At 53.3% G+C, this 12,884-nt stretch carries 10 protein-coding genes and 1 riboswitch; of the genes, 2 read left to right on the forward strand and 8 right to left on the reverse strand.

The window, feature by feature from the left end; genetic code table 11:
• Positions 1 to 316 precede the first annotated feature (316 nt).
• From BQ7382_RS06155 to BQ7382_RS06170, 4 genes are all read right to left on the reverse strand, one after another.
• Entirely contained in the window at positions 317 to 1,030 is a 714-nt protein-coding gene (locus BQ7382_RS06155) for a DUF308 domain-containing protein (RefSeq protein ID WP_077391249.1), read from the reverse strand.
• A gap of 84 nt (positions 1,031 to 1,114) precedes the next feature.
• Complete coding sequence (gene pgeF / locus BQ7382_RS06160; RefSeq protein ID WP_077391250.1) at positions 1,115 to 1,891, reverse strand: peptidoglycan editing factor PgeF; 777 nt, start codon at positions 1,889 to 1,891, stop codon at positions 1,115 to 1,117.
• A gap of 180 nt (positions 1,892 to 2,071) precedes the next feature.
• A complete protein-coding gene (locus tag BQ7382_RS06165; protein WP_077391251.1) occupies positions 2,072 to 2,980 on the reverse strand; it encodes a phosphate acyltransferase in 909 nt (302 codons plus the stop codon).
• A 167-nt stretch (positions 2,981 to 3,147) separates the two neighbouring features.
• Positions 3,148 to 3,882, reverse strand: a complete 735-nt coding sequence (locus BQ7382_RS06170) for a pentapeptide repeat-containing protein (RefSeq protein ID WP_159437244.1) — start codon at positions 3,880 to 3,882, stop codon at positions 3,148 to 3,150.
• A gap of 128 nt (positions 3,883 to 4,010) precedes the next feature.
• Between BQ7382_RS06170 and BQ7382_RS06175 the strand changes: the two genes are divergently transcribed.
• Positions 4,011 to 4,997, forward strand: a complete 987-nt coding sequence (locus BQ7382_RS06175) for a L,D-transpeptidase family protein (RefSeq protein WP_159437245.1) — start codon at positions 4,011 to 4,013, stop codon at positions 4,995 to 4,997.
• Positions 4,998 to 5,158: 161 nt separating this feature from the next.
• Here the strand turns inward: BQ7382_RS06175 and BQ7382_RS06180 are convergent, their stop codons facing one another.
• Positions 5,159 to 6,811, reverse strand: a complete 1,653-nt coding sequence (locus BQ7382_RS06180; RefSeq protein WP_077391254.1) for a Na+/H+ antiporter NhaC family protein — start codon at positions 6,809 to 6,811, stop codon at positions 5,159 to 5,161.
• A gap of 164 nt (positions 6,812 to 6,975) precedes the next feature.
• Positions 6,976 to 7,170: riboswitch (Lysine riboswitch) on the reverse strand.
• 253 nt (positions 7,171 to 7,423) lie between these two features.
• On the opposite strand from BQ7382_RS06180, the gene BQ7382_RS06190 reads away from it, so the two are divergent.
• Positions 7,424 to 7,999, forward strand: a complete 576-nt coding sequence (locus tag BQ7382_RS06190; protein WP_077391256.1) for a manganese efflux pump MntP — start codon at positions 7,424 to 7,426, stop codon at positions 7,997 to 7,999.
• A gap of 77 nt (positions 8,000 to 8,076) precedes the next feature.
• Here the strand turns inward: BQ7382_RS06190 and BQ7382_RS06195 are convergent, their stop codons facing one another.
• The 3 genes from BQ7382_RS06195 to BQ7382_RS06205 form a co-directional block, all read right to left on the reverse strand.
• Positions 8,077 to 9,417, reverse strand: coding sequence for a penicillin-binding transpeptidase domain-containing protein (locus tag BQ7382_RS06195; RefSeq protein ID WP_077391257.1), 1,341 nt, complete (start codon positions 9,415 to 9,417; stop codon positions 8,077 to 8,079).
• Position 9,418: 1 nt separating this feature from the next.
• A complete protein-coding gene (locus BQ7382_RS06200) occupies positions 9,419 to 11,077 on the reverse strand; it encodes an FtsW/RodA/SpoVE family cell cycle protein (RefSeq protein ID WP_235847969.1) in 1,659 nt (552 codons plus the stop codon).
• Positions 11,078 to 11,186: 109 nt separating this feature from the next.
• Positions 11,187 to 12,839, reverse strand: coding sequence for a glutamine--tRNA ligase/YqeY domain fusion protein (locus tag BQ7382_RS06205; RefSeq protein ID WP_077391259.1), 1,653 nt, complete (start codon positions 12,837 to 12,839; stop codon positions 11,187 to 11,189).
• Positions 12,840 to 12,884 lie beyond the last annotated feature (45 nt).

Raw genomic sequence — 12,884 nt, forward strand, 5'->3', positions numbered from 1 at the left:
ATCGTATTGCTACAAGTTCCTTTGACTGGTATTCTTTGTACTATTTAGTTTTCAAGGTGCTGCGCCGCTTTCGTGCGACAGCTTGTTTATTATACGGCGCTGAACCAGGCTTGTCAAGAACTTTTTTTATTTCTTTCTGAGCTTTCGCTCGGCTCCGCATAAGTGCCGCTCAAGGCGACTTCAATAATTTAACACATCGTTAACTTCTCTGCAAGGATTTTTTTCAATTCGTCAAAAAGAATAATGTATTTATTAACGACGTGTTGGTTTGCAACAAAAACAGGACAGATACATGACTGTTTTCCCTCTGTCGGATCTACTGACGTGTCCTGCGGGATCTCCGCCTTTCACTATCGTCTACAGTGAGTTCTTTTGCCTTTTCTGCTTCCTTCGTGAGGCGGGCTATCTTTCTCCTCGCCACATTGGTCTCTCTGATCGCTTCCTTTGCCTTGGCCATAGCCCTTTTTTCCTCGGCCTTCGCCTCCTCCAGACGCTCGTGAGACCCCGTGAGGAACTCCGGCTTGTTGTACTGGATGTTTATCGCAAATATGAACCGGTTCATACCGATCAGGAATACGACGATGCCCACCATCATGAGGACAGGATAGTTGAGCAGTGCGATATTGAAGAACATGTATATACCGAATGCGGTGGTGACCACTCCGAGGAGCTGCGTGGCGTTTTCTGCCCTGGAGTTGTCTCTGAGGTTGAACCTGTTTCCGGACATGGTCCTCAGCCCCTCTACTACAGACCAGAGAGCGAACACTCCGCTCACTGCCACGTCTTCTGTCAGCATTCCCGTGAGGATCACGATACCAAGGACCACATACGTGAATCCCTCCACGTCCAGCTCGTTGCTGTTGTGCCGGATCGCATAGAGCCTGTCCACCACCAGCTCGCAGGCCCCCAGGAAAAGGAGTACTATCCCCACCACGAAGGCCGCTCCGGTGAACGGTACTGTGGAGTTGGCTATGCAAAACGTGCCTGCACCTACCGTGGCGATGCTGGCGAATATCATCAATGTTCTCATTGATCATTCCTTTCTGTTAACACAGTTTTGCGAAAAAACTGGTGTAATGATACCATCAGCCGATTTTCCTTTCAACTTGACCGATCACTTCATCATGAGAAGTGCCGCCTGGCCCCCTCTTTCCTTTCCCATTCTCCGGTGGGAAAAGTAGAGCTCATCGTTGTCGTATGTGCAGGCGTCGTTCATGTCGATGTTCTCCACAGGTATGCCGGCGCTCACCAGGACCTTGCGGTTCAACCCTGCCAGGGACACGTGAAACTTCCCTTCAGCTTCATCGAAATAATACTGGTCACTGCCATCGATGCTCATCTGATCCACGCGATCCACAACATCTCTGTCGCATTGGAAGCGCTTCTGGGAGATGCATGGGCCGATCATGGCGATTATGTCCTCCGGCCTTGATCCGTACTTTTCCTTCATCAGTTCTATTGCGTGTGCGGGGATCTCTCCAACAGTGCCCTTCCAGCCGGCGTGTACCATGGCTATGGCATGCGACACTGGATCGTAGATGTAAACAGGCGTGCAATCGGCGTGAGAGGTCACGAGAGCCACGCCCTTTTCATCGGTAACCATGCCGTCAAAATCGCTGCGGGCCGGTCTGTATAATCCCTCTCCACAGAAGCTGTGATCCACCGCTAGTACATTTGCCGTGTGCGTCTGCTTCAGCAGCACCATCTGGCTTGTGTCCACCCCCAGTGCTTCACCCCAGAGCCTGTAGTTCTCTCTCACCTTTTCCGGGTCATCTCCCGTGGAAAAGCTGAGGTTCATGGATGCGTACTTTCCGCTGCTCACCCCGCCGTGCCGCGTGCTGTAGCTCCAGACGATGTCTTCTTTATATTTGTCGAAATTATCTGTGCTCATTTTGTTATTTCCTCTGTTGCGAATTCGAGTCTCTCTCGGCCCTGCCCTGCATTATATCACGGTGCCGGGACTTTCCACACACCTCACGACCCGTTCCACGAAAAATGCCGGGCGCGATGGCCCGGCTGCATCCCGCTCCCTTCGCGGGACGAAAGTTCTTTTTTCCAGGAAAAAAGGTTTTTACATTGTCGCTGCTGCAGCGAATGCGATGGAATAGTACTTCTCGTCAGCGCCCGCGCCTCTGGATACCAGAACGACAGGAGCCTTTGCTCCAACGATGATGCCTGCCATCCTGCCGTTTCCTGTCACGGTCCATGCCTTTCCTACCATGTTTCCGCACGCCATGTTAGGTACGAGCAGCACGTCTGCATCTCCTGCTACAGGGGACTCAAAGCCCTTGAAGTCGGCGATTTCCTTGTTCAGAGCGATGTCGAAGGAGATAGGTCCCTCAACGATGCAGTTCTTGATCTCGCCTCTCTCGTTCATCGCCTTGAGCTCGGCAGCGTCAACGGACTCAGGAGCCTTTTTGTTCAGCTTCTCAGCAGCGCAGAGGCAGGCTACCTTAGGCTGGTCATAGCCCATTGCTCTCAGTGTGTCTACAGCGTTGTCGATCACGTCTACCTTCTGCTCCAGTGTAGGGTGAAGGAGCATTCCACCGTCCGTGAGGACTGCTACCTTATGGTATGTAGGTACCTCGAAGAGACCAACGTGGGACATAGTCTTGCCCATGTTCAGTCCTGTCTCCTTGTTTACCACCTGCTTCAGCAGGTCGGCTGTCTGCATGCGGCCCTTCATGAGGAAGTCTCCCTCTCCCTCTCTGATCAGGCTTACAGCCTTCTTTGCTGCCTCTACGTCGTCCTCCTCGTTGTAGATCTTAGCATCGGCGATGGCGTCGTATCCGCCCTCTGCGATGAGCTTCTTGATCTCGTCTTCTTTTCCAACGAGAACGGCCTTGATCATGCCATCCTTAACTGCTGCGTTTACAGCCTCCAGTGAGTGAGGATCGTGTGCGCAGCACAGTACCAGCCTCTTTGTTACTGGATGAGCCTTTACAGCAGCTGCCATTTCTTCGAAGTTTTTGAAAGCCATGTTGTCATTCTCCTTTTACCATGATAATTTGAGGATTTCGGAGACAGGACCAGAGGCACAGAAAGCACCGTCCTGCAGGCCAGAGTCCCCGAGCTTGTTTGATTATATCATATTTATATTATTGGGTTAACAGCAGTGTATGTATAATTCGGAGCACCTGCGGCGATTCACCTGGTCTGGTAATCCACGCACTCCTGTCTCTCCATGAAAAAGTGTATCCCCGGGGAAGAATCCATCCACCGGTCCTCCTGGAAGCCGCTCGGGATCGCCCATTTGCCCACTTCGTAGTAAAAATCCGAGTCCACCGTCGACTGTGCCCAGGTGTAGGACACGGTCTCATCGATGCTCTTTATGGAAAGGACCTTCGCCTTGCTGCAGCGGCAGGTGTTTGCGGTGGCCGAGACCCTCTTGGCGTCGGCCGGTATGAGCAGCTGCACAACGCGCCACTCGGTGCAGCACTTCCAGCCTATAAAAGGTCCGGTCTCCGGACACCGCAGCTTGTAGTACTGCGTCCGGTCATCGTATTTGAGCCCGTCCAGTTTCGCATATTCAAGCAGTGAGCAGAAGATGTTCGTACCTGAAATGTCTCCGTCGGTCAGGTCGATCCATCTGAAAGTGGCCTCTGTGGCATCACAGTTGGTCAGTTTTACCGCATGCATCGGACAATCCTTGAACCACACCTTGTGGACGTTGTCCCCGTCCATGTCCGCACCTGTGAGATCCACTTTTTCAAGAGTAGAACCGGCAAAATCGATATTGCGAAGGTCATATCCCGACAGGTCGGCATCCTTGATGTAGCGCTCCCTGAGATCCAGCCGCTCACCCGGTTTCCTGGACTGAAGGATCTTTTTCATTTTTTTGTCATCGATGACCTCAATACCCTCTGTTTCTCTTCCGTCCATCTTCATCACCTCTTATTCAGCTTTCCAATACATATAATGTATTATATAATCATCTGACCTCAGGTGCGACCTGAATTTGAACGTACACGGGAACTGAAAGGAAAAACATGACCGACCGGAAGAGAACTATGAAACGCAGGCTGCTGAAGCTGACCGTGATCGGAACAGCTGCTGCGATGATGATGGCGGCCTGCACGTCCTGCAGCCCTGCCCTGAAGCTCAAGGCGAAATACGCGTATACAGATCTGAGCGTGGAATACGGAACTCCTGTGTCCACCGACGTGGATGAGTACGCGGATCTGTCCGGCCTGAGCAAGGAAGACAGGGAATACGTCAGAAGGAACACGGCCATCGAATACAACGGTGTAAAGGAACCCGGCAGCGATCACGACGCCCCTGGTGAATACAAGCTCACCATCAGCTACAAGGGGCAGCACTACCGGACTTACAACGTAAAAGTCACGGACAGCAAGCCTCCTGTTTTTACAAAGGCAAACGACATGACCATAATAGCCGGGATGTCGAAGAGCACGCTGGCGCGCTTCAGCAACAGTCCTGACTATATGTCCATGTTCGCGGCAGAGGACAATTCACCTGGCATGAAGCTGGATGTGGATCACAGCCAGGTCAACGAAGCCCATCCCGGAACGTATACGGTGACGGCCACGGCGACCGATATTTCCGGGAATGCCACCCACGCAAAGGCAAAGGTCCACGTCCTTAAACCGGGATACGGGCTGAATACCACCTACGTATACGTATCAATAGGCGACCAGTACCTGACCTATTTCAAGGATGGAAAGGTGGCACTTTCCTGCCCTGTGGTCACCGGGAACGTGGCGGAGGGCCACAGCACACCGGTTGGGGTGTTCATGGTCAACTGGAAGTGCATGAACATCACCCTTAAGGGCGAGGACTACGAGAGCCCTGTGACATACTGGATGCCTTTTATCGGCGGGCAGATCGGGTTCCACGACGCTCCGTGGAGAGGCGCCTTCGGCGGGAGCATCTACAGATACAGCGGATCCCACGGATGTATCAACATGCCGGTCTCCTATGCCGCGCGGCTGTACAGCATGCTGGAGGTGCGTACGCCGGTGGTGATAGAAGCGTAACGTGAATGTGTCGAAGGAAATGTGTCAATGAGAAACGTTCCCGGTGACACCGATTACACGCGGGCTGACGACATGCCCGGAATATTAGGAAAAAGGCCTCTCGCGATGTGCGGGAGGCCTTTTTCACAGGGTTTTGGTTATTGGTTGCTGTCTTGTTTCTGTTACGCCTGTGCGTTCTCTGCTTCCATCGTGCTCTTGTCCACGAGGTAAGCTGTCTGTGTTCTTCTCTTGATCACGAAGAGCGTTCCGATCAACAGAATGATGCCTACCGGCAGAGATATGAGAGCGCTTCTCGTGAATCCTGCCACGAGATATGTGACCGCGGATACGCACATCACTGTCATTGCGTATGGCATCTGAGTCTCTACGTGGCTGATGTGGTTGCACCCAGCTCCGGCTGAAGACATGATCGTTGTATCAGAGATCGGTGAGCAGTGGTCTCCGCAGACACCGCCTGCCAGGCAGGCTGAGATAACGATGATGGTCATGTCAGGATATGCCTCTGTTATGGCCAGGGCGATCGGGATCAGGATGCCGAATGTGCCCCAGGATGTTCCGGAGGCTATGCCCAGTCCGCAGGCGATCAGGAAGATGAGGGCCGGGAACAGGGATACCAGGATGCCACCGCTTACCAGGTTGCTGATGAATGCTGCCAGTCCCAGTCCGTCGGTCATGACCTTCAGGGACCACGCCAGCGTCAGCACCAGTATAGGGGATACCATGGACTTGAAGCCCTCAGGGATGCATCCCATGCAGTCTCTGAAGGAGATCGTCCCCCTTACTGTGTAGAATATAACGGAGATCAGAAGTGCGACCATGCTGCCCATGGACAGAGAAGCGGCTGCGTCGCAGTTTGCAAATGCGTGTACGAAGCTCGTTCCGCCGAAGAATCCGCCGGTGTAGATCATTGCGATAACACAGCAGATGATCAGCACGATCACCGGGAACACCAGGTCGATGACCTTTCCGTGAGTTCCGGAGACCTTCTCTGCCTTCTCAGCGTTTATTGCATTTTCATCTCTGACGGTGAACAGATCGCCGGTCTCGACAGCGTTCCTCTCATACACGGCCATCTTGCTGTAGTCGAAGTTCATGATGACCAGTGCGAACATCATCACGATGGTGAGGATGGCGTAGAAGTTGAAAGGAATGGCCTGAATGAATACGGTCAGTCCGTTCTCTCCCTTTACGAATCCGGATACTGCCGCTGCCCAGGATGAGATAGGTGCGAGGATGCACACCGGAGCTGCTGTGGCGTCGATGAGATATGCCAGCTTGGCTCTCGATATCCTGTACTCGTCTGTGAGAGGCTTCATTACAGAGCCTACTGTAAGGCAGTTAAAGTAATCGTCCACGAATATGAGAATGCCCAGGAGAATGGTAGCCGCCTCGGCACCCTGTCTTGTCTTGATCTTGGTGCGTGCCCACTGTCCGAACGCCTTTGAGCCTCCCGACAGGTTCATCATGGCTACCATCATCCCCAGGACTACCAGGAATACCAGGATGCCCATGTTATAGGAATCCGACAGAGAAGCCACGATGCCGTCTCTCACCAGCCTGTTCACTATGCCGGAAAAGTTCGCACCGGCATATGCGACGGCTCCTGTGAGAACACCCAGGAAAAGGGAACTGTATACTTCCTTGGTGATAAGCGCCAGTGCAATGGCCACCACCGGCGGAAGCACGGACACCCATGTTGCGTAAAGTGTGGGCTTGCTGTCAGCGGCCATGGTGAATGCCGTGAATCCGCCGACCATGAGCAGTGCCAGTCCTATGGTGAAGACCACCCTGCTCCTGTTAAATCGAATGCTCATTTTCTTACCTCCTGATCGATCGCCGAAAAGCGTTTACTGTCGTCTTTTTTCCGTTCTTGCCGGGGACCCTTACCCCGGCACTGTGAAAAAAAGAAATGCCATGAATAACGTCTGAAACGTATCCATGGCAAGTAAACAATCACGGTTTTCCGCAATCACCTCAGACCATTGATAGCGCTCCACATAGACGGTGCTCTGCACGTCCTGATGTGACAGTTCGCCATATATTATATGGCGGCCCAGAATTCCATACTGAAGGGATATGGTCATCTTCGGCGGCTCTCCCTTTCGTTTCCTGCAGTCCCCCTCAGGACTCTGGCCGAAAACTACTCTTGATCGCCGCAACCTCTATCGTGTCAGGTATTATTCAAATGGCACCCTCATTAAACAATTTTTCTTGTGTATTGTCAACACGAATTTTATATTTTTTGTGGTATTTCTAAAAATACAATGTGCGATCAATGAACTTTCCTGGCATTTTAAACCGATCCGCAATCGTTGATTTTTTTCTGTTTTGAACCACTGATATTTGTGCTAGAATTGAGGGCGTTATTTTTTCCTGAAATAACGGCAGCAGAAGAAAAGTCATCATTAATATATGGAGATAATCATATGACAGTTGCAGAATTGATATTGCTCGGCGTGGGCCTGGCCATGGACGCCTTTGCCGTCTCGATCACGAAGGGACTGCAGATCAGGAAGACGCCCGTCAAAGAAGGCTTCATCATCGCCCTGTTCTTCGGAGGCTTCCAGGCGCTGATGCCGGCCATAGGATATTTTCTCGGGCAGCAGTTCATCGATCTGATCGCGGACTACGACCACTGGATAGCATTCATACTCCTTGCAGCCATAGGTGGTAAAAACATCGTCGACGTCCTGCGTGACAAGGACGAGGGTCCGGAGGAATGTCCTGAATACACGACAAACTACTGGGAGCTCTTCCTGCTCGCGGTGGCCACCAGCATCGACGCACTTGCTGTAGGGATCACCCTTGCCCTCGTCTCCGGAGTAAACCTCGGCGAGTCTGTCACCATTATCGGTGTCACGACCTTCCTGATCTCATATGCAGGAGTCTTCATCGGCCACTTTTTCGGAGCCAGATTCCAGAAACAGGCCACTCTCGCCGGAGGAGTCATCCTGATAATTCTGGGGCTGAGGATCCTCATTCAGGGGCTCGGAGGGATGTAACAACAATAGAACATGAAACGGCACGAGTCATAAAAAAACTGCTGCGGGGATCATTTCCTCTGCAGCAGTTTTTATTTCTAGTTGTTCTGGATCAGCGTGTTAAGCACAGTTCTGATGATCGGTCCTCCGACCTGATATCCGGTGCCTCCGCCTTCTACCCAGACGACAAAGGCATATGGGTGATCCGGATCATCGATGAATCCAACGAACCATCCGTTGTTATCGGCGGTGCCCACCTCGGCAGTACCGGACTTGGCGTAGATATCCAGTCCCGGGAAATTGCTCTCGCCGTACGTCACCTTGACGTCGTTTTTCATCATTGACTTCAGCTGGCTGGCCGTATCCTCTGAAAGATAGTTACCAAGTGACTTACCGCCGGACAGCTTTTTAATGATGTTCGAGCTCTTGATCATGGAAGGCTGTACCGCCTTGCCGCCGTTGGCGATGGAACCAACGAACACCATCATGGACGCAGGGTTCACCTGGTCCTTAGCCTGCCCGATGCCGGCCCAGGAGAGCTTCACATCGTTGTCTGTCGGGAATTCGAATGTTCCAGGAGTCGTCTTTATCCCGTCGATGTTGATGGAAGAGGTCAGACCGCAGTCCTCGGTCTCCTTCTTGAGATTCTCTGCGCCCACCTCCCGGCTTATGGCTCCGAAGGCTCCATTGCAGGACACAGCCAGCGCCCTCTCAAAGTCAGAGGTACCGTGGGCGTGGGTGCAGGCGATCTTCTCACCTCTATAGTAATTCACTCCGTCGCATGTGAAGGAAAAGGAGCTTATCTCCGGATCGTAGTCGATGGCGGCCGCGCTTGTCACCAGTTTGAATGTGGATCCCGGTGTCATCTTTCCCTGAAGGAAGGAGTTAAAGTAGATCGATGAGTTAGGATCCGCCGGCAGCGATCCGAGTGGATCGAAGCTCGGCTTGTTCACCATGCACATGATCTCTCCGGTCTTGTAGTTGAACACTCCCACCACCCCGTTGTGAGATCCGAGGGCGTTGTACGCCGCCACGTTGGCGCTGGAGTCGATGTTGAGGGTTATCTTCTTTCCGTCCTTCGTCGTATCGTAGGTCCCGTTCAGAAAGTCGTATCCTATGAGGCCGCCCTTCCACATGTTGATGGCGCCCGTGGACATGTTCCCCTTAGGGTCTCCCACGGCGTGGACGGTGGCCATTCTGAGCGTGCTGCTCTCAGGGTACACCACTCCGTTTGTGGTACACTGCATGAGCATCACGCCGTTCCTGTCGTAGACAGTGCCCCGGTTTATCATTCCGTTGGTGTAGATCTGGGTGTTTCCGTAAAAGGTAGCCCACTCCGCTCCATGGGTCACCAGGCGCCAGGTGAATACCACTATTCCAAGGAAGAGCACAGCAGCCAGGAGCAGACATATTCGCGCCCTGTTTTCAAGCTTCTGCATTCTACACCTTCTTTCTTATGGCGATGCTGGCATCCTTACGCATGTCCGCCGCCTTGAAATACGACAGCAATGCCCAGGAAGTTATCATACTGGTGCCTCCTGCGGAGACGAACGGAAATGTCACTCCCGTGAGAGGGAACAGATCCACAGCTCCGAAGACGTTAAGCATCGTCTGAAAAATGAACATCGTGGCAGCGCCGCAGGCACCGATCGTATAGAAGGTGGACCTGCCCGCCATAATGGAATTCACGGCGAAGAGCGACAGCGTGATTATGCACAGAACCAGGAGAACGGCGATTATGTATCCCCATTCCTCCATCACCATTCCGAACACCAGGTCGGTATTCGCCGCGCCGACGTTCTTGAGGGATCCGTTTCCGGCTCCCAGTCCGAGAAGACCTCCACCTGCTCCGAAGGACATGGTCCTCGTCTGCTGGAATCCCGCTCCGTCAGCGTAGTCCCACACGTGGCCCCAGGCCTTGAACCTGGCCGCTACGTACGGTTTGAACCGCAGGACCATAAGTCCTAACAGAAATGCTCCCACAAACGTCAGTATGAGCCTCGAAAAGTCTCCGCTCCTGAGGAACGACACCACCAGGAACGTGACGAAGAATATCAGCGCCGTTCCGAAGTCTCCCATCAGAGCCAGGCACCCCAGGCAGAAGAAGGAGAACACCACGAATACCATGAGGTTCTTCTTGTCGAACAGCTCCTCCATGGTTGCGGACCCGATGCATATGAAGGCTATCTTCACCAGCTCTGACGGCTGGAGCGAGAGTCCGCCGATGGACACCCAGTTTGCGGCTCCGTATTTTATCTGCCCGAACACCAGGTTGAACAGCAGGAGTCCCACCGAGAGCCATATGAGTATCGGCCTCAGCTGCTTCGTCCTGTTCAGGTCTCTCAGGTATATGCACATGAAAAGGAAAAGTGCTATTCCTATGACGATGGCGGCCAGCTGCTTGATGGTGGTGTCAGGAGATGACGACGCGGTCACGGCCATCGATATCGTGGACATGAAAAACGCGATGAGCTCCATCTCGAAGCCCCTGGCCCCGAAGGATCTGGACGCTATTACGTACACCCACATGATCACAGACAGCAGGAGCATCGAGAACACGGCCATCGGCGTGATCTTCGTGCCCATGCCGATTATCAGCTGCAGTATGGCCAGGATCTGGAAGATCGTGATGGCCACCATGGTCTTCCACGGCGACATAGGTTCCTTGTCCAGCTTTCTCAGCTCGTCGTTGTTGTTAGACTCCTCCACGCTTATGGCGGCAAGAGTGCTCTTCACTCCGCCCATCCTGATCTCGTCACCAGGGTTGATGATGTACCTCTTGCTCGGGATGAGCTGCGTGCCGTTGACCATAGTGCCGTTCTTGGAGTTAAGATCCTTGATCATCCACCTGCCGTCGTTGCGGCGCACAAGGATGCAGTGGTTCTTGGATACCGTAGGCGACTGCAGGCGTATGTCCACGGATTTGGACCTGCCCACAACGTTCTCCCAGTGTGTCACCGGGATCCCGACTCCGTCCTCCACGTAGAGATATCCCCACACCTCTGGTGTGGCTCTCGTGGACAGCAGCGACAGTATGCACTTCAGCAGTATGTATACTGCAAGCACCACAAATACCCATCTCAGCGTGGTGGTTATCACCTTCGCGAAGACAGGCTGTGTGTTGGCAAAATTGACTATTGTATAGAAAAGATCGTTAATGACGCCCCTCCTTCAGATCACTTTCCCCGAAAGGGTACCTGGAACGGAACTACTTTTTCCAGGAGCTCTTCAGGCTCACGATGCTGTTGAACACCTTCTCATCATCGGTGGTAAGCTTTGAATCGGCGATGTAATAACCTTTTCTGAAGAACTGGAACCTCTCTCCAGGCTGAGCTTCTGCCACGGACGGCTCAGCGTAGCCCCACGTCTCTCTGACCGAGTCCTCGTTGAACTCCATGTTCCCGTCCTCGTCGGTCTTCATCATGTGTCCGTACTCCCTGATCCTGATCTTTACGGCAGAATCGGCCTCCACGAAGTGGATGGTCCCCTTGACCTTGCGGTTGGCGTTGACCCCTCCACCGGCGGTCTCGGGATCGTAGGTGCAGTGGAGTTCTTTTATAGTGCCGTCGTCATTCTTTACGACCTCATTACACTTGATGAAATACGCCCCCTTGAAGCGCACCTCGTTTCCCGGGAAGAGACGGAAGTACTTTTTTACAGGCACTTCCATGAAATCGTCCCCGTCGATCCACAGCTCGCGGCCGAACGGCACCTGACGCTCTCCCATCTCGGGAACGTTGCGGTTGTTCTCTACGGTGACCATCTCCTTCCTGCCCTCAGGGTAATTGGTGATGATGACCTTGATCGGATCCGTGACCACGTTCCTGGCAGGAACCTTGTTCTGCAGATCGTCTCTGACGGCGGCCTCCAGCTGAGCTGCGTCGACGGTGGAGTTTGCCTTGGCGACTCCGATCTCCTCGCAGAAGTTCCTTATGGCCTCCGGTGTGTATCCTCTCCTCCTGATGCCTGCGATGGTAGGCATGCGCGGATCGTCCCAGCCGTCTACATAACCTTCGTCCACCATTCTCTTGAGATAGCGCTTGCTCATGAGCATGTCGGTAATGTTCAGGCGGGCGAACTCTATCTGGCGCGGAGGGTTAGGCCAGAACCCGACCTCTCTCAGGACCCAGTCGTAGAGCGGCCTGTGGTCCTCGAACTCCAGCGTGCATATGGAGTGGGTTATTCCTTCTATCGCGTCTTCTATAGGGTGGGCAAAATCGTACATCGGGTAGATGCACCACTTGTCCCCGGTGTTGTGGTGAGGCGTGTGGGAGACTCTGTAGATGACTGGATCTCTCATGTTAATGTTAGGGCTTGCCATGTCGATCTTAGCCCTGAGCACGGCCTCTCCGTCCTTGTATTTTCCGTCCTTCATGTCCTGGAAGAGCTTCAGGTTCTCCTCCACGGACCGGTCTCTGTATGGGCTGTTCTTTCCAGGTTCCGTCAGCGTGCCCCGGTACTCCTTTATCTCTTCAGGGGAGAGGTTGCACACGAAGGCCTTTCCCTTCCTGATCAGCTCGAGCGCCGCCTCGTACATCTGGTCGAAGTAGTCGGAGGCCCAGAGCCTCTTGTCCCACTGGAATCCGAGCCACTTCACGTCCTCCTCGATGGCGTCCACGTACTCCGTGTCCTCTTTGACCGGGTTTGTGTCATCGTATCTGAGGTTGCATGTGCCGCCGTACTTCAGGGCTGTGCCGAAGTTCAGGCAGATGGATTTCGCGTGTCCGATGTGCAGGTATCCGTTCGGTTCCGGAGGGAACCTGGTGGCCACCGTCGTCCTCTTTCCTGAAGCCAGCTCCTCATCTATGATGTCGTGGATGAAGTTGCTTCTCATCTCTGGGTTGGTATTGTTATCGCTCATATATCGTCCTCCGGTCGTCTTGTACATTAACGGGAAAATTATAGC

This window comes from Mobilibacterium timonense, assembly GCF_900155555.1.
GTDB classification, from domain to species: Bacteria; Bacillota; Clostridia; order Peptostreptococcales; family Anaerovoracaceae; genus Allobaileyella; species Allobaileyella timonense.